The 18,522-nt window shown below is 45.3% G+C and carries 16 protein-coding genes; 7 read left to right on the top strand and 9 right to left on the bottom strand.

The features are described from left to right. Nucleotides 1-18 precede the first annotated feature (18 nt). From AC1DP6_RS08980 to AC1DP6_RS08965, 4 genes are all read right to left on the bottom strand, one after another. Nucleotides 19-810 (bottom strand): alpha/beta fold hydrolase, encoded by a 792-nt coding sequence (locus tag AC1DP6_RS08980; RefSeq protein ID WP_477054527.1) that lies wholly within the window; start codon nt 808-810, stop codon nt 19-21. Further along, nucleotides 791-2,401 (bottom strand): apolipoprotein N-acyltransferase, encoded by a 1,611-nt coding sequence (lnt, locus tag AC1DP6_RS08975; RefSeq protein WP_477054526.1) that lies wholly within the window; start codon nt 2,399-2,401, stop codon nt 791-793. The genes AC1DP6_RS08980 and lnt overlap by 20 nt, the downstream gene beginning before the upstream one ends. A 110-nt stretch (nt 2,402-2,511) precedes the next feature. Continuing rightward, nucleotides 2,512-3,984: an IMP dehydrogenase gene (gene guaB / locus AC1DP6_RS08970; protein WP_477054525.1), complete on the bottom strand. Its 1,473-nt coding sequence runs from the start codon at nt 3,982-3,984 to the stop codon at nt 2,512-2,514. 123 nt (nt 3,985-4,107) lie between these two features. After that, a complete protein-coding gene (locus AC1DP6_RS08965; protein WP_477054524.1) occupies nt 4,108-4,749 on the bottom strand; it encodes a DNA-processing protein DprA in 642 nt (213 codons plus the stop codon). A 133-nt stretch (nt 4,750-4,882) separates the two neighbouring features. Here AC1DP6_RS08965 and AC1DP6_RS08960 point away from each other — a divergent pair, with 133 nt between their 5' ends. Next, nucleotides 4,883-5,689 carry a 5'-nucleotidase, lipoprotein e(P4) family gene (locus tag AC1DP6_RS08960; protein WP_477054523.1) on the top strand — a complete coding sequence of 269 codons (807 nt, stop codon included), beginning with the start codon at nt 4,883-4,885 and terminating at the stop codon, nt 5,687-5,689. 83 nt (nt 5,690-5,772) lie between these two features. Here the strand turns inward: AC1DP6_RS08960 and AC1DP6_RS08955 are convergent, their stop codons facing one another. From AC1DP6_RS08955 to pckA, 5 genes are all read right to left on the bottom strand, one after another. After that, entirely contained in the window at nt 5,773-6,234 is a 462-nt protein-coding gene (locus AC1DP6_RS08955) for a DUF1569 domain-containing protein (RefSeq protein ID WP_477054522.1), read from the bottom strand. A 21-nt stretch (nt 6,235-6,255) separates the two neighbouring features. Next, nucleotides 6,256-8,148, bottom strand: a complete 1,893-nt coding sequence (locus tag AC1DP6_RS08950; protein ID WP_477054521.1) for an OmpA family protein — start codon at nt 8,146-8,148, stop codon at nt 6,256-6,258. Between the two features lie 145 nt (nt 8,149-8,293). After that, nucleotides 8,294-8,920 carry a 7-carboxy-7-deazaguanine synthase QueE gene (locus AC1DP6_RS08945; protein WP_477054520.1) on the bottom strand — a complete coding sequence of 209 codons (627 nt, stop codon included), beginning with the start codon at nt 8,918-8,920 and terminating at the stop codon, nt 8,294-8,296. A gap of 112 nt (nt 8,921-9,032) precedes the next feature. Beyond that, the gene (gene folD / locus AC1DP6_RS08940) at nt 9,033-9,920 is read right to left on the bottom strand and encodes a bifunctional methylenetetrahydrofolate dehydrogenase/methenyltetrahydrofolate cyclohydrolase FolD (RefSeq protein WP_477054519.1); all 888 of its coding nucleotides are present in this window, start codon (nt 9,918-9,920) and stop codon (nt 9,033-9,035) included. A 228-nt stretch (nt 9,921-10,148) separates the two neighbouring features. After that, complete coding sequence (gene pckA / locus AC1DP6_RS08935; RefSeq protein ID WP_477054518.1) at nt 10,149-11,750, bottom strand: phosphoenolpyruvate carboxykinase (ATP); 1,602 nt, start codon at nt 11,748-11,750, stop codon at nt 10,149-10,151. A gap of 324 nt (nt 11,751-12,074) precedes the next feature. On the opposite strand from pckA, the gene AC1DP6_RS08930 reads away from it, so the two are divergent. The 6 genes from AC1DP6_RS08930 (at nt 12,075) to AC1DP6_RS08905 (ending at nt 18,522) form a co-directional block, all read left to right on the top strand. Next, complete coding sequence (locus AC1DP6_RS08930) at nt 12,075-13,364, top strand: aminopeptidase P N-terminal domain-containing protein (protein ID WP_477054517.1); 1,290 nt, start codon at nt 12,075-12,077, stop codon at nt 13,362-13,364. 142 nt (nt 13,365-13,506) lie between these two features. Then, on the top strand, nt 13,507-14,271 hold the full coding sequence (locus AC1DP6_RS08925; RefSeq protein ID WP_477054516.1) for a CDP-alcohol phosphatidyltransferase family protein: 765 nt from the start codon (nt 13,507-13,509) through the stop codon (nt 14,269-14,271). Between the two features lie 114 nt (nt 14,272-14,385). Continuing rightward, nucleotides 14,386-14,631, top strand: coding sequence for a phosphoribosylformylglycinamidine synthase subunit PurS (gene purS, locus AC1DP6_RS08920; RefSeq protein WP_142683702.1), 246 nt, complete (start codon nt 14,386-14,388; stop codon nt 14,629-14,631). Nucleotides 14,632-14,733: 102 nt separating this feature from the next. Next, a complete protein-coding gene (gene rsmI / locus AC1DP6_RS08915) occupies nt 14,734-15,402 on the top strand; it encodes a 16S rRNA (cytidine(1402)-2'-O)-methyltransferase (protein WP_477054515.1) in 669 nt (222 codons plus the stop codon). Between the two features lie 78 nt (nt 15,403-15,480). Beyond that, nucleotides 15,481-16,566, top strand: a complete 1,086-nt coding sequence (locus AC1DP6_RS08910) for a winged helix DNA-binding domain-containing protein (protein WP_477054514.1) — start codon at nt 15,481-15,483, stop codon at nt 16,564-16,566. Nucleotides 16,567-16,632: 66 nt separating this feature from the next. Continuing rightward, on the top strand, nt 16,633-18,522 hold the full coding sequence (locus AC1DP6_RS08905) for a M1 family metallopeptidase (protein ID WP_477054513.1): 1,890 nt from the start codon (nt 16,633-16,635) through the stop codon (nt 18,520-18,522).

Genomic DNA, 18,522 nt, shown 5'->3' with positions numbered 1-18,522 from the left:
AACATGCGATTTTTATGATTATAGTTGACAAAACGCTATAAACTGCTCCAATATCACATTACTCTCTGTTGCTATTTCCCACATACCCATGTGGCCCACATTTTCAAAAATATGAATGCTGCTGATCCGCGGCAAAGTTATTTGCGGTAACACGTTATCCAGCGGCACTGCATTATCATCTTTCCCGATCATAAATAATACCGGTACCCGAAGCCCTTTCAGTACTCCTGTTCTGTCCGGACGGGCGGCCATTGCCTCATAATACGCTACCAGCGCCGGGAGCTGACATTCCATACCCATTTTCACATATGCATCTACCTCAGATGGCAGGGTGCTTCTGGTAGCAGGGCTAAACATATTGGGCAATGTTTGCCGTAAAAATGTTTCTGCTCCATATTGTTCCATCAGCTTAACAGACTTTCGTCTGCCTTCTTTTTTCTCTTCACTATCTGCTTTGGCAGTAGAATGAAAAAGTCCCAATCCTTTTACAATGGAAGGATATTTTTCAGCTAATGCCAGTGCAATATAGCCACCCATAGAGTGGCCGATAATAACTGCGTCACTGATATCTTCTGCTAACAGGATCGCATATACGTACTCCGCCATGGATTCAATAGTCAGTGGCGAAGACAGCGGCGATACTGCTGTTCCCGGCAAATCCGGAATAATGACGCGATACTGGGTTTTAAGCTGCGTAGTTTGTATGTTCCAAAGTCCTGAGTTCTCTGCAAAACCATGTATAAGCACTACCGTTGCGCCCTGGCCCTCATCCAACCAGGTGATGTTTCCGTTATTGATTGATTTCCGCATGTTTTAAACCGGGAATAAATCGTGAAATAAAAGCGTGTAACAGGAACAAGATACAAAATATTAATGCCGCTTTCGACACCAGATCGCCATTTTTTACATAGAACGTAATACCCGTCCTCGGTGTTACAGTTGCTTTAAAAACAGCTTGCTGCCAGTAGGCTTGCGGTTGATGAATATTACCTGCCGGATCAATAACTGCTGATATACCGGTATTTGCGCAGCGTGCTATCCAACGACGGGTTTCAATGGCACGAATCCGGGCATATTGTAAATGCTGCCGGTGACCTTCTGTATTGCCCCACCATCCGTCGTTGGTGATAATGACTAATAAATTGGCCCCGGGTTTAATATGCGTGGCCATATAATTACTAAATACTGATTCATAACAGATTACCGGGAAAACGTTGATGCTGTCTGCAGGATTGGTAAACATTTCCACGCCGGGCATACGGCCGTAGCTGCCGGAAATACCGCCGAAATCCAACGCTACGTTTTGCATGAACGATAAGTAACGTACATAGGGCACCAGTTCGGCTCCAGGTACCAGTTCATATTTATGGTATACCTGTATACTTTTGGAAGTATCTATCTGTATGGCACTGTTATACGCATCCCAGCGGGTACCATCATTCAGTGTTCTGGCGGTAACGGGGATCTCCTCTATACTGCTATAATGCTTCAGTGTAGCGGCGCCGCTGATCAGTTTTGCTTTAGGGTATTTGCGCAGCATTTCCCGGATGGCCATTACTTCCGGTTGATAGTTCAGTTCACTTTCCCAGGCGCCCTGCGGAAACAACGCAGTTTCCGGCCAGATAATATAACGGGTATTGCTATCCGCTTTTTGTTCTGTTAGCCGCAAAAATTTTCCCAGTTGATCCATGGCAGATCCTGCACTGAATTTTTCATCATAGGGATCTATGTTGGGTTGTACAATCACTACGGCTGTTTTCCGCGCCGGATCATCGGGTGTGGGTGCAATAAAAGCAGAAATAATCAATGGCAAACCAATCACCACTGCCGGCTTCCAGATTTCACGTAATACCTGCTTCCATGAAAAATCGTATAGGCGGGCACGTTTCCATACGTTATAGATAAGAATATTGGCGCAGAGTACCCAGAAGGTGCCGCCGCTGGTACCGGTATATTCGTACCATTGTATCCATCCCGGACGCAATGCAAATGCATGACCCAATACCAACCAGGGCCAACTGAACTCCCAGGTCTGATGAATATATTCAAACGTTAACCAATATACGATTAGGGCAAAGTAAGCTACGGGCTCAGGTAATTTTCTACGGGTATTTTTAAAGCCCAGCCAGGGAATGCTCATGAGTAATGCATTGAAGCAATTGGCGAATACGCCACTCATGGGCAGGGTAGTATTGCCTACCCACCAGGTAGAAGCTACGTTCCATACCAGGAAGGTGCTGAACACAAGACCGAAATATTTCCAGCGATGCTGCACTTTTTCGCTGATATACAACAATGGGGTAAATGCAATGAAAATAAGCGGCGTAAGCGGCATAGTAGGCCAGGCAAGCCAGAATATTAAACCACTCAGAATGCTTAACAGCAGGTAAGGCTTCTTCATTTTATAATGATGAATTTCTATTTACGGATAGGAACGAAGATAAGTGCGGAATTACTGAAAACAAAAACGCCCGGCACTTTCAGGCCAGGCGTTCTGTTATCTTTTTGTGATTATCTGCTATAGTTAGGTGCTTCCTTGGTGATTACCACATCATGCGGGTGGTTTTCTTTTACAGTAGCCGCTGTAATTTTTACAAACTGTGCACCCTGTAATGCTTTGATATCTTTGGAACCGGTAAGACCCATACCAGCCCGTAAGCCACCTACAAATTGCTGCACTATTTCAGCGAGCATGCCTTTGTATGGAACGCGGCCCACAATACCTTCCGGTACCAGTTTCTTAATATCATCTTCATCCTGGAAGTAACGGTCTTTACTACCTTCCTGCATGGCTTCAATAGAACCCATACCACGATAGGATTTAAATTTACGTCCTTCGTAAATAATAGTTTCTCCGGGGCTTTCTTCCACACCTGCAAAGATAGATCCTGCCATGATGGTAGATGCACCTGCTGCGAGGGCTTTTACCATATCACCGGTATAACGGATACCACCATCTGCAATTACCGGGATACCCAGTTTTTTCAGTGCGTCAGCAGCTTCCATTACAGCAGATAGCTGTGGGAAACCTGCGCCTGTTACAATACGGGTGGTACAGATAGAACCAGGTCCTACCCCTACTTTCACTGCATCTGCACCTGCCTGTGCCAATGCCAGTGCACCTTCTGCAGTAGCTACGTTACCAGCAATCACCTGCAGTTTAGGGAACGCTTTCTTTAATTTTTTGAGGTTGTTTAATACCGCAATAGAATGACCATGGGAGCTATCCAGGCAAACTACATCCACACCTACATTCACGAGTGCCTGTGTACGATCCAGCAGATCTGCAGTGATACCGAGTGCAGCGCCTACGAGTAAACGGCCGAATTCGTCCTTTACAGCGTTAGGATAGCTGGTTAACTGCAGAATATCACGGTAAGTGATCAGCCCTGCCAGTTTACCCTGTTTGTTAACTACCGGTAATTTTTCGATTTTATAATGCTGGAGAATTTTTTCTGCCTTTTTCAGGTCAGTGCCTTCTGGTGCAGTGATCAGGTTTTCACTGGTCATTACCTCTTTTACAAGGCGTTTTTTATTCTTTTCAAACCGTAAGTCCCTGTTGGTGAGGATACCTACCAGCTTGTTGTTATCATCGATAATGGGAATACCACCGATACCGTTTTCCTTCATCAGTCTTAACGCTTCACCGATGGTGGCGTCAACTTTCAGTGTAACGGGATCTATGATCATACCGCTTTCGCTACGCTTAACGCGTCTCACCATTTCGGCTTGTCGTTCGATGCTCATGTTCTTGTGGAGAATACCTATTCCGCCTTCTCTCGCCAATGCAATAGCCAGCGTGGCTTCAGTAACAGTATCCATCGCTGCAGATACCATTGGTATATTCAGACGTATGTTTTTTGTTAATTGCGTAGAGAGATTTACTTCTTTAGGCAGAACTTCAGAGTAGGCCGGTACCAGGAGCACATCATCGAATGTAAGTCCGTCAGCTACAAATTTGGGTTTAGATTTTCCCGCAGGCATGATGCAACTATTAATCAGTTAAAAAATAATTGCACGCAAATGTACACTTAATTACGGAATAAATAAAATAATCGCCTGTAGCCCTCTTGTGTTACTTGTTAATAAATCATTAACAAACAGCCCTCAAATCAGCTCGTAGAGCTGGCCCGGGAGGCTGCGGAGTACACTTTGCATCTCCAGGTTGAACACTGCGGTAGCTACCTGGCTGCCTGATAAACGGGTTTGCAGGTACAATTCTTCCAGGTGCCGCCGTGACTTTTCCCGGAAAAGTGACATAATCAGCTGCTCATCGGCTGTTAACTCCGGAAACAGCCCTGGTTGCACTACGCCGGAAACAGACGGACGCGCGTTTTCCTGCCAGCCCATCAGTTCCAGTACATCGGCAGCATCCGTGAGCAGTGCGGCTTTGTTTTGTTTGATCAGGTAGTTACAGCCCGCTGACTGTGGATCATTCAGCCTGCCCGGAATACACATCACATCCCGGTTATAGCCGTTGGCCAGATCGGCTGTGATGAGTGAACCACCCCTCACCCCGCTTTCTATCACAATAGTGGCATCACTGATGCCGGCCACAATCCGGTTGCGCTTAGGGAAATTTTGTTTATCCGGCAGGGTCTGGCTCATATAGTCGGTCAGCAAACCGCCCTGCTCCAGCATTTCCACGGCCATTTGCTTATGCGCAAGGGGATATATCCGGTCCAGTCCATGTGCCAGCACGCCAATAGTAGGCGTTTGCTCTTTTAAGGCGGTTTTATGGGCGATCAATCCGGGTTAATGCGATCTGATACATTAATTCCTGGGGCATAACAAACAATATTTCCGCATAATTTACAATTTTCTCATGGCACTTTTTGTCGGCCACATGATTTATTTTTGCAGCCACTAACGGATAATTTTTATGAAGATAAAATGGCTATTGACAGTAGTACTGATGATCGGGTTGTTTGCCTGTAAAACCACCCAACCGGTAACAGAAAAAAGTACCGCTACTGCACTGATACCGGGCGGTCCGGCATGGGCTGCTTTGTGGCAGCAACAATCCGGTGAATATAAAGCCCTGTGCCTGCAGGCGTATCAGTTGGCAGCATTAAGACTGGATCAATACCTCTCCACTAAAGGCAGCAAACCGCTGGCTGTAGTAACAGACATAGATGAAACGGTACTGGATAACAGTCCTTACTCTGTACACCAGGCATTGGCCGGTAAAACATACGATGATAAAAGCTGGATGGAATGGACCGCGAAAGTTGCTGCAGACACGGTTCCCGGCGCCCCGGCATTTTTTAAATATGCTGCTTCCAAAGGTGTAAAAGTATTTTACATCACTAACCGCGCAGAAAGTGAGAGAGCCGTTACCCTCCAAAACCTGCAGCGCTATCAGTTTCCAGATGCAGATGACCAGCACCTGCTGCTGAAAACAACCACCTCTGGTAAAGAACCCCGCAGACAACAGGTGTTACAGCAATATGAGATCGTGATGTTGTTTGGGGATAACCTCGGTGATTTTGCTGCGATCTTCGATAAAAAACCGGTAGATGAAAGAAATAATGCGGCACTGCAATCTGCTGCCAGCTTTGGTAGCCGCTTCATTGTGTTACCCAATCCCATGTATGGCGATTGGGAAGGAGCGTTGTATAATTTTCAGTATAAACTCACTACCCAACAGAAGGATTCTATCATGAAAAGCAGGTTGAGAAATTACTAAGTAATAATGGAAATGTTGAAGGCCGCAAAGAGCAGGTAAATGCAGCTTTGCGGCCTTTTACGTTTGTGGCGATAGCCTGGGTACTACAACATCCCGAACTGTCTGAAATGATGCAGAAAATGTTTTCTGTGAAATGCTTTCCATTCTTCATAATCCAGCATACCAAATATATGATGCACCGTTTTTTCCGTTGGATGCTGCTGGAAATATGTATCAAAATCACTGATTTCATCGAGCAGGTATTGCCTGGCCATCATCAGATTATCTGAATGAGGCGGAGGTGGTACATCGCCCTGTAAGGGTGAAGGCAGACTGCGCTGCATTTCCATTTCACTATACAGAAATTGTTTGTATCGTTCTATTTTTTCAGGTGGTGTTAAAATAGCTAACGTTTCATGCTTGTTGCAGGAAAATGCCATAGCCAAACCCAGGTGTTCGAGCATTTGCACCGCATTCATTTTTCCCCATTCAGGTACCGTAGTTTCGTGTAGCCGTGATAGGTAGTTATCAAGTGAGGTGGCGGTTAAGAATTCTGATGCATTCATAACGGATGATGATTTGAATGATTACAAGCTGATGATCCTGAATACCGTACGTCTGTTCTCTGCTCTTCCCTCTTCGGTATCATTTGTGGCAATCGGATCACTTTCGCCATAGCCTTTTGCAGCAAGACGTGCAGCAGCAATACCTTTCTCGGTTAAGTATTTAACGACTGATTTAGCGCGGTTTTCAGACAGCACCTGGTTGTCTTTATCTGTGCCTACGTTGTCGGTATAGCCGTCAATTTCAATTTTAATGGTTGGATTATCCTGAAGTAAGCTGACCAGTTTATTCAGCTCTGTAACGGATGCAGGTTTCAGTGTGTATTGTTTGCTGTCGAAGAAAATATTGTGCAGTACAATACTGGCATTGGCAGCCAGCGGTTGCAGTGGAATATTTTTTTCGAATGGCACACCGGGATTATGATCTTTCAGCGAAAAATTATCGGAGTAAAAGAGATAGCCTTTTCTGTTCACGTGCATGGCGTAATCTTTTCCTACCGGTAAGGGCGCCAGGTAGTCACCGTTGTCATTGGTTTTTACGGTGGCAATGCTATAGCCGCCCTGCAGGTCTATTATATCAATGCTGGTGGCTAAACGGGTGTGCGTGAGGGTATCATACACATAGCCTTTTACATATAACGTTTGCAGCGGGCGGGCTTCCGGATATAGTTCAAACCGGTAGATATCCAGGGCGCCACGGGTGTCGGAACGATCAGATGCGAAATAGGCGGTTTTACCATCGGCTTCTACTACCAGGGATGCATCTTCATCTATGGTATTGATGGGGTAACCGAGGTTGGTAGCTGGTCCCCAGCTGCCGTCCGGTTGCCGCCGGGAATAGAAAATATCGAGTCCGCCATAGCCAGGATGACCATTGGAGGCAAAGTAAAGCGTTTGTCCGTCCGCGTGAATAAAGGGAGTAGTTTCCCTGCCAGCGGTGTTAATATTAGGTCCCAAACGTTGAGGAATGCTCCATTGTCCGTTTGGCTGCCGGCTGGTTACAAATATATCTGCACCATTATCTGATGTTTCACGTGCAAAATAAAGTGTTTGTTTGTCGGTGCTGAGACTGGGTTGTGATTCCCAGTCACGTGTGTTGACGGGCGATCCAAAATTCTTTGGGGCGGTCCATCCCTGAGCCGTTTTTTCCGAGTAATACAGATCGCAGCTGCCTTTGCCTTCTGGAAATTCGCAGCCTGTGAATACCAGCATGGTACCATCTTGTGAAATGTTTTGTGCGCCTTCATTGAAAGAGGAGTTTACAGGTTCACCCATGTTTTGTGCCGTTGACCATTTATTGTTGTCCCGGTACGTAATATAAAAATCTTCATTACGGCCATTTACGCGCCTGGTGAAGATCAATGTTTTACTATCAATGGTAAGGGAGGGAAAGTATTCCGGATCTTTGCTATTCACCGGATCACCCAGATTTTCCGGATGAAAAGGAACGGTCTGACGGCTGTTGTTTACTGCAAATTCATAATTCGCTTTCAGCTTTTCTGCGTTAGGACTTTTAGATTTTATATTGGAAAGATATTGTGTGATTAACTGTAATGCACCTACGAAATTTCCGGTACCTGCCATTGCGCGGGAGTAGGCTACAGATACAGGGCGCAGGCCGCTGCTGTCCAGTTGCTTTAATTTTTCAAAAGCAGTGACGGCGGCCGCATAATCTTTCAGTTCTACATAGCACAATCCCATTTGTCCATATGCATCTGTAAAGTTAGGTGCGGCTTTGATGGCTTCCTGCAGAAAAGTGATGGCTGTTTGTGTCTGATAAATTCTTACGGCGTCTATTGCACGGTCGAAGCTGGCTTTTGCTTTTTTAGGAGCAGTTTCATAGGTAACTGTCTGGGCCTGCATTTGCATCCCGATGCCCAACAGGCAGCCCAGTATTAACAGGAAGGTTTTTTTCATAGAATGTATTCGCTATGTAATTAACGAAATTCTATCGAAAAATAGAATAGCTTTTAGCCATTAGCTTTTAGCTTTTAGTAAAAATGCAGCGGAGGTGTTCGCTGCATTTTTACTAAAAGCTAAAAGCTAATGGCTAAAAGCTGTTCTACGGTACATTAATATATTTATGGATCTGCAGGGACATGGTCCACTGCGGGTTATCTTTGATATACTCCGTAATAAGTGGTGTCATTTCCGCGCTGCGTTCCCATTCAGGTTGCAGGTACAGTTTACAGTGTTTGCCGGCCAAGGCAGCATATTTCTCTGCCCAGGCAAAATCTGTTTTGTTGAAGATGACTACTTTCAGTTCATGGGCTACTTTACAGATTTCCGGTAAAGGCGCTTTGAATTTTTTGGGAGATAAAGTAATCCAGTCCCAACTTCCGCTGAGCGGCGAGGAGCCGGATGTTTCTATATGTGTTTGAAAGCCTTGTTTATGCAGGGATTTGGTGAGGGTGTCCAGGTTGTGCAGGAGTGGTTCCCCACCGGTTACCACAGCTATGCGGCCCGGATAGGCAGCAGCTTCCGTTACGATATCATTTACCTGTACTTGCGGATGCTTGTCAGCATCCCAGCTATCTTTTACATCGCACCATACGCAGCCAACATCACAGCCGCCCAGCCTGATAAAATAGGCTGCCCTGCCCTGGTGGTAGCCTTCCCCCTGAATGGTGTAAAAACGCTCCATCAGCGGGAGGGTACTTATTTTAATATTTGTAGTTATTACTGACATGACTTACTTCACAAAGTTCCGGTTTTTTTACCACCGGTAACACATTTAATAAAAGCTAAAAGCACAATAACCGCTAAGGCCTAAAAGCTAACTGCTAAAAGCTAAAGCTTTCTTAATTCATACTTCCTTTCAAACCGATGGTGGCGTGATAGGTATTCTTGAGTAAAGCGGCTATGGTCATAGGTCCAACGCCACCGGGAACGGGGCTGATGTAGCTACATTTAGGCGCCACTTCATCAAATTTAACGTCTCCTTTCAGGCGGAAGCCACTCTTTTTGCTGGCGTCTTCCACACGATTAATACCTACATCCACAATAACAGCGCCTTCCTTTACCATGTCGGCGGTCACAAAATCTGGTTTACCGATGGCAGCAATAATGATATCTGCCTGCCGGCAGATGTCGGCCAGATTATGTGTATGCGAATGCGTGAGGGTAACCGTGCAGTTACCTGGATGGGTGTTGCGGCTCAGCAAAATGCTCATTGGTGTACCAACAATATGGCTGCGGCCTATCACCACGGCATGCTTGCCTTTGGTAGGAATATTATAATGTTCCAGCAGCAACATAATACCATATGGGGTAGCCGGAATAAAAGCAGGTAAGCCACTTACCATTTTACCAACATTCATGGGATGGAAGCCATCTACATCTTTGCTGGGATCAATGGTGTTGATTACCAGTTCTTCGTTGATATGTTTGGGTAAAGGTAATTGAACGAGAATGCCATCTACATCCGGATTTTCATTCAACAGAATGATCTGGTCCAGCAGATGTTTTTCAGAAATTTGTGCATCAAACCGAAGGAGGGTAGAATTATACCCACATTCAGCGCATGATTTTACTTTGGATGCTACGTATGTTTCACTTGCCGGATTATTACCTACCAATATGGCTGCCAGGTGAGGAACTTTTTTACCAGCGGCCTTTAATTCAGCCACCTGAGCGGCTAATTGGGCTTTGATAGCCTCAGAAATTAGTTTACCGTCTAAAATTTGCATGTGCAAAGGTAAGGAAAACTGTGATTTGATAGTGCTGATTTGGGGAGAAGAGCGTTGGGGAGTCGCCGAAGTCCAGCAAAACAAGCTCCGGTAAAGGAACTTGCTTTGCTCGGGCATTGCGCCTGTCAGGAACTTACGTATTGTTCAGTGGAAATTATAAGGCAAAACATAAATATAAATCTTCTTATTGATATATACAAAAGAAGACCAGATCACAGGTATTTATTCTTAAATTTTTGGTGCAGCATCCAGTATTTCTTTGTCGGCTGCTGCGGCATATTTTTCAAAGTTGCGGATGAATTGTCCGGCAAGATCAGTTAACTGCGCATCGTAAGCACTTTTGTTTTCCCAGGTATTGCGCGGATCCAGGATACTATCTGGTACACCCGGGCAATTATCCGGAATCTGAAATCCGAAAACAGGATGTGCATGGAAGGTCGCCTTATCAAGCTGTCCGTTTAATACGGCAGTGATCATGGCGCGGGTATAACTGAGTTTAATACGATTGCCGGTACCATAAGCGCCGCCTGTCCAGCCAGTATTGATCAGCCAGATATTTACGTTGTGTTTACGCATTCTTTCTCCCAGCATCTGTGCATACTGTGCCGGATGCAATGGTAGGAAAGGTGCGCCAAAACATGCGCTGAAAGTGGATTTGGGCTCGGTAACACCTGCTTCTGTACCTGCTACCTTAGCGGTATAGCCAGAAATAAACTGGTACATCGCCTGTCCGGGCGACAGCCTGGAAATAGGAGGTAACACACCATAAGCATCGCAGGTAAGGAAGAAAATATTCTTTGGAATGCCTCCTACTGAAGGTTCCTGGGCATTGTCGATATAGTGCAGCGGATAGGATACACGGGTATTTTCCGTAATGGTACTATCTGCATAATTCACGGTACGAGTGCCAGGGAAGAAGGTGATATTTTCCAGCATGGCACCTTCGCGCACTGCATGAAATATCTGTGGTTCCTTTTCTTCAGAAAGATCAATACATTTTGCATAACAACCGCCTTCAAAGTTAAACACACCGGTATCCGTCCAGCCATGTTCATCATCTCCTATCAGCTTACGTGCAGGATCTGCGCTCAGGGTAGTTTTGCCGGTGCCGCTCAAACCAAAGAATACAGCAGTATCACCTTTCTCGCCAATGTTGGCAGAGCAATGCATGCTCAGCACATTTTTGTTATGAGGTAATTCGTAATTCAAAATGGTGAAAATACCTTTTTTGATTTCTCCTGTGTAGGCACTGCCACCAATGATGATTATTTTTTTAGTGAAGTTTACTACAGAGAAGTTCCGCTGCCGCGTGCCATCAGTGGCGGGATCAGCTAAACAGCCAGGGGCTTGAATCACCGTCCAGTCGGGATGCATGTAATCCAGTTCTTCTTCTGAAGGACGGAGAAACATGTTGTAAGCAAATAAACTGGACCAGGGCAGTTCACTGATGACTTTAATGTTGACCCTGAAATCATCATCTGCACAGGCATAACAATCACGTACCCACACCTCTTTACCGGTGAAGTAACGGGTAATTTTACTGTATAAACGATCGAAATTTTCTTCAGAGATAGGGAGGTTGAAATCGTTCCAGTTTACGGTGTCCGTTGTGATGTTGTCTTTTACAATGAATTTGTCTTTCGGGGAGCGACCGGTATATTCACCGGTGTTAACAGCCAGGGCCCCAGTGTCAGCATATACCCCTTGTTTACGGGCGATGGTTTGTTCCGCCAGTTTTTCGGGTGAAAGTTGGTAATAAACGTTAGCCACGTTCTCTATGCCAAGTCCCCGTAAGTCAGCAATAGGATTCCTTACGCTACTCATTTGCATAAAAGCAAGATTGTTTTGGTGTAAAAGCAAAACTAGCGATTTTTTGATATTGTCAAATTTTATCGGTGTTATACCATTGAAATTTAGAAATTAGTAACCGTTTTTGGGGTGATTATTGCGATATCTTCAATATGCGGGTATTTCATTGCAGGATTATCAAACTAAAAAGCGGATAATATAGCATTAGCTATTTGCAAGGAAATATTAGTACGATTTTGTCATTTAATACAACAGATATTAACCAATTTGATGATTCAGTGTTGAGCAATATTTCTACCTCCGAAATTTTACCTAGGTTTGAAACCTCATTTGAAATTAAGAGATATGAAGAATTTGCCCTTAGATCCGCAGCTGTTTGTAAAGAACCGCCAGCGTTTTGTGGCTAAAATGAAGCCACAGTCTATCGCTATTATCAACTCCAATGATGAATTGCCCACCAATGGTGACGCCTTGCATAAGTTCAAGCAGAATTCAGATCTGTATTGGCTGACAGGTATTGATCAGGAGGATACGATGGTGGTATTGTTTCCCGATAATCCGGATCCTAAATACCGTGAGGTATTGGTGCTGGTGCGCCCTAACGAGTTAAAGGAAAAGTGGGATGGTCACAGGTTGCGTAAAGATGAAGCATATGCCGTATCCGGTATGTCTACCGTAGTTTGGCTGGATAGCCTGGATGCATTATTACAGCAATGGATCAACGATGCGGCCAACATCTACCTGAACACCAACGAAAATAACCGTAAGTCAAACCTGGTACCGGTAAGAGATTACCGTTATGCACAGGAAACAAAGGAGCGTTATCCGCTGCATAATTATCTGCGTGCCGCTGTTATCTTCAAAGAACTGCGTGCCATAAAAACACCGGAAGAAATCAAGGTGATGCATGAAGCGATGGATATTACTGAAAAGACTTTCCGCCGTTTACTGAAGTTCATCAAGCCAGGTGTATGGGAACATGAAATTCATGCAGAAATTATGCACGAATTCCTGCGTAACCGCTCTGCTGGCGAAGCCTATGGCTCTATCATCGCTTCCGGCGATCGTGCCCGTACCCTGCACTATGTATCCAATAACCAGGAATGTAAAGATGGGGAAGTTATCCTGATGGACTTTGGTGCAGAATACGGTGGCTACAATGCGGATCTTACCCGTAGTGTACCTGTAAACGGCAAGTTTTCGCCACGTCAGCGCCAGGTATATGATGCCTGTCTGCATCTGCACAACTATGCTAAATCTATCCTGCGTCCGGGTATCACCATCGCTAAATACCATGAAATGGTAGGTGTGGAAGCAACAAAAGAATTTATTAAGCTGGGTTTACTCACAGAAGAAGAAGTGAAAAACCAGGATCCTGAAACACCGGCATACCGCAAATACCTGTACCATGGCATCTCTCACCACCTGGGGGTTGATGTACATGATCTGGGACCTTCTTTCCATCAGCCTATTCCGGAAGGAGCAGTGATGACCATTGAACCCGGTATTTATATTGAAGAAGAAAAACTGGGTATCCGCATCGAAAACAATATCTGGCTTACAGCAGAAGGTAATGTGGACCTGATGAAGAATATTCCGATTACGGCCGATGAAATAGAGGCCCTGATGAAATAGAATTTCAAATTACGAATTACGAATTACGAATTACGGGATTTGTGAGTAGATAATAAACGCTGATCTTTGCGTTTACCATTTACGCACAAATCCCGTAATTCGTAATTCGTAATTCGTAATTTGCACTAAATCTTTCTATTAAATGAAGCAACTACCCAATATTCTTACCCTATGTAACCTCTTTTGCGGGGCACTGGCTATTATCTGCATCTTACATGCACCGGAATACCGCGCAGAGATTAACGGGGCCGACTATACGATTCTAACACCGGAGCCGGTATACTGGGCTTCTGCATTGGTAGTACTGGCAGGTATCTTCGATTTTTTTGATGGTATGGTAGCCCGGCTGCTCGGCGTATCAGGCCCTATGGGCAAGGAGCTGGACTCCCTGGCAGATGTGGTGACTTTTGGCGTAGTACCCGGTATGATGTTGTACAGACTGCTCCGCAGTGCGTATTTTCAACAACCGGATGTTTTTGATGTATCTATCTTCAACCTCGCTCCGGCCTTGCTGGTGCCTTGTTTTGCGGCATACCGCCTGGCTAAGTTTAATATAGACACCCGGCAGTCAGAAAACTTCATCGGAGTGCCTACCCCTGCAGTAGCTTTGCTGGTGGCTTCTTTTCCATTAATTCTTTTATTTAATCCCTTTAACCTGGCGCACTGGTTCCAGAACATCTGGGTACTGTATATCACCATTGCATTGCTGTGTTACCTGATGATTGCAGAAATTCCCATGATCAGCCTGAAATTTAAAAGTAAGCGCATCGCGGACAACTGGCCACGGTTTTTGCTGATCGGATTAACCGTACTGAGCATACCTTTCCTGAAATTCGCTACCGTACCATTTATATTTATATGTTACGTAGTATTATCAATAGCAGTACCTCCAAGAATTACGAATTAAGAATTACGAATTACGGATTTGTGGGTAGATTTCGGTCTATATCCTCACAAATCCGTAATTCGTAATTCTTAATTCGTAATTTTTGAGTAGGTTTGCGGCAAAATTTCTAGCACAATGACTTTTACTGCACATATCAATGTGATGCCACTGAAAGAATTATTAGATCCGCAAGGAAAGGCGGTGATGAGTGGTCTCAAGAACCTCGGCCTGGGCCAGGTACAAGATGTACGTATTGGTAAACACATTACTCTGCAAATTGAAGCCGCCAGCCAGGAAGAAGCAAGGCAGATCGCTGAAAATGCCTGCCAGAAGCTGTTGGCAAATCAGGTAATGGAATCTTTTGAAGTACAAATACAATAATTAATTGCGAATTGCGAATGACGGAGTTGTGGGGAGATATCTGAGAAGGTCTCCGGGCTGCATCTCCCCACAGGTTCGTAATTCGTGATTCGTAATTAAATTATGAAATTATATCTCGTTCCATCTCCTATCGGCAACCTTGCCGATATTACCTACAGGGCTGTCAAAGTACTCGAAGAAGCAGATCTGATCCTGGCGGAAGACACCCGTACTTCCAGCGTTTTGCTCCGGCATTACAATATCAGTAAGCCCGTTACGGCTTATCATCAGCACAACGAGCACAAGATAGTACAGCACCTGCTGCAACAAATGCAGGGAGGCAAAACGATGGCCCTGCTCACCGATGCCGGTACTCCCGGTGTATCTGATCCCGGATTTTTACTGGTAAGAGAATGCAGTCGTGCCGGCGTCCCGGTAGAATGTTTGCCCGGCGCCACTGCCTTTGTACCCGCACTGGTGAACAGCGGTATCCCCATGAACCGCTTTGCCTTTGAAGGCTTCCCGCCACTCAAAAAAGGCCGTCATACCCTTTTTACAAAACTCGCTACGGAAGAACGCACCATCGTTTTTTACGAGTCGCCCATGAGGCTGGTAAGAACCCTGGCCGACCTGATTCAATACTTCGGACCGGACCGCCCCTGCAGCGTTAGCCGTGAACTCACCAAAATATTCGAGGAAAATAAACGTGGTACCCTTCAGGAAGTTCATGACTATTACGCAGAGAAAGGTGTGAAAGGAGAAATTGTACTCGTGGTACAGGGCGTTGAATAATTATTTTAGTACGGGGGAAGCTGTTGGCACACCGTTGTCATCCACGTGTTGTTGTTTTGCACTACAAACCATTTACCCATGCTAGTTACCGATATCGCTGCACAACGATTACTCCATCAGCAACTGATCCATACTTCTTTTAAAAAACCAGCTGACATTGTATCCTTCTTTGGCGCTATGCAGGCCCAGGAACATGCACACAGCAAATGGGGCATTGGCGTACGACTCTCCGGTACCACAGATGCCGCAATAGAAAAGGCCCTCAGCAATAAATCCCTGATCCGCACCACGGTTTTTCGCGGTACCCTGCACCTGGTGGCAGCTGCAGATGTGCGTTGGATGCTGCAACTCATCGCTCCCAATATGAAAACACGCATGGGGAGCATGAAAAGACAACTGGGCATGGACGATGCCTTACTCCACAAAACAAATCAGCTGATCATCAAAGCCTTACAGGGAGGCAATCACCTCACCCGCAAAGAACTCACTACCCATTTACAGGAGAAAGGTATTGCCACCGATGATCATCGCATGAATCATATTATTTATCATGCTGCCCTAGAAGGGATCATTTGTAATGGCCCCCTCAGTGGCAAACAATTTACCTATACATTACTGGATGAGTGGTTGCCGGCATCTACCTTGCTCAGCAGACAAGATGCATTGATCACACTTGCCCGCCGTTATTTTATTAGCCACGGCCCAGCCACCCTGCCCGATTTTGCCCAGTGGTCAGGATTATCTGTAACGGATGCCCGCACAGGTCTGAATGGTGCGCAGGAACACCTGCAGGCACAGGAAATAAATGATACTATTTATTGGATGGCGCCCGGCAGGAAGAAAGCTGTTCCGGATACCCACTTATTACTCCCCGCTTTTGATGAGTACTTTATAGGGTATAAAGATCGTAGTACCCTGATAGACATGCAGTTCGCCAAAAAGGTAATGACCATCAACGGCATTTTTAATCCTGTTATGGTGCACAACGGACAGGTCATCGGCACCTGGAAGCGCACTTTCAAAAAAGATAGTGTAACCGTTACCGTTGAATCATTTAAGCCACTCAAAAAAGCAGCACTGAAAGCCTTTGAGCCGGCAGCACAGCAATATGCAGACTTCCTGGGTTTCACCCTCGCTGCATTCACCGGGGCGGATCCGAAATAACCCGCGTCAAAACATCAAAATACCCAAATGATGTTTATTTTAGCTGTTTAATCAAAAAGAAACGGAATGAAGTATCGGGTTACAACAGGGAGCTGTCTGGCCATCGCTATGCTGGCAGGCAGTTGGTTACAACTAAGCGCACAATCTGATCGCTGGCAACAGCGGGTGAAATATACCATGGATGTGAAAGTAGATGCGCCGGCTAATCAATTCAAAGGACAACAACACCTTGAATACTTTAACAACTCCCCCGATACGTTGAAGAAAGTCTTCTATCACCTTTACTGGAACGCCTTTCAGCCTAACAGCATGATGGACGTGCGTRGCCGTGAGCTGGGTAAAATAGTGATCGGAAGAGATAAAAAAGGTAACGAGCGCCGCGACTGGGACGGCCGGGTACGTGACCGCATCTCTGAACTGAAGCCCGATGAAATTGGTTATCAGAAAATTATTTCCCTGAAGCGTGATGGTAAACCGCAGGATTTCAAGGTAGTGGAAACGATCCTGGAAGTGCCGCTGGATAAGCCGATCCTGCCACATTCAAAGGCCGTATTTGATATGGAATTTGCTTCGCAGGTGCCGGTACAGATCCGTCGCAGTGGTCGCAATAACGCAGAAGGAGTGGACTTTTCCATGTCACAATGGTATCCTAAGATGTGTGAATACGATTACGAAGGATGGCATGCCACCCCTTATATTGCCCGCGAATTTTACGGGGTTTGGGGCGACTATGATGTAAAAATCACCATCGATAAAAAGTATGTAATAGGTGGTACCGGTTACCTGCAGAATCCTAACCAGATTGGCCATGGATATGAAACACCCGGTGTGAAAGTAAATCAACCTGCCGGAAATACGCTTACCTGGCATTTCATTGCGCCAAATGTACACGACTTCATGTGGGCCGCAGATCCGGATTACAAGCACATTACCCAGAAAGTAGATGGCTTTACGGCGCATTTCTTCTATCTCGATAATGAGCATACACACGATACCTGGCCTCAGTTGGCAAAGATGATTCCTACTGCTTATGCTTACATCAAAGCACATTATGGTGCTTATCCGTACGAACAATATTCATTCATTCAAGGTGGTGATGGTGGTATGGAATATCCTATGGGCACCCTGATCATGGGTAATGGAAAGATGGATGGTTTATATGGTGTAGCCATGCATGAATGGATGCACAGTTGGTACCAGGGAATGCTGGCTACCAATGAAAGCCTGTATCCATGGATGGACGAAGGGTTCACCACTTTTGCAGAAAATAATGTGATCCATAATACGATCGATTCTCTGAAAGGAAGCAACGCGCTGGATGATTCTTATGCAGGTTATTTTGCATTGGCCAGAAGTCCTTTCGAGGAACCAGCTACCACCCATTCTGATCATTATAACACTAACTACGGCTACAGTCTTACAGCTTACTCCAAAGGAGCGGTATTCCTGGAGCAGCTGGGTTATGTGATTGGTGCTGCCAACCGCGATGCCGGTCTGTTAAGCTACTACAAAGAATGGCGCTTCAAACATCCGAATGCAAATGACTTTATACGTGTGATGGAAAAGCAAAGCGGCATAGAACTGGACTGGTACAAACAATACTTTATCAATTCTGTAAAACACATTGACTATGGTATTGATAGTGTATTTGAGAGAAACAATAAAACTGTTGTGCGCCTGCGCAGAGTAGGATATATGCCTATGCCCATAGATTTTATGGTGACAGATAAGAAGGGTAATAAAGAACTGCACTACATTCCATTGTCTATTATGTATGGAGAAAAACCAAATGAAAATCCGGCTATAAAACGTATAGTCGATCCCGTTTGGTACTGGACAAATCCTGTTTACGAAGTGGAGTTGAATATTCCGCTGACCGACGTCAAAGAACTGGAAATAGATCCCAGCCAGCGTATGGCAGATGTAGACCGGAGTAATAATAAAGCGGTATCCTAA

Source organism: Chitinophaga sp. 01L420, assembly GCF_056399985.1.
Note: the sequence above shows the minus strand (reverse complement) of the source record. Positions and strands in the feature narration are given on the sequence as shown.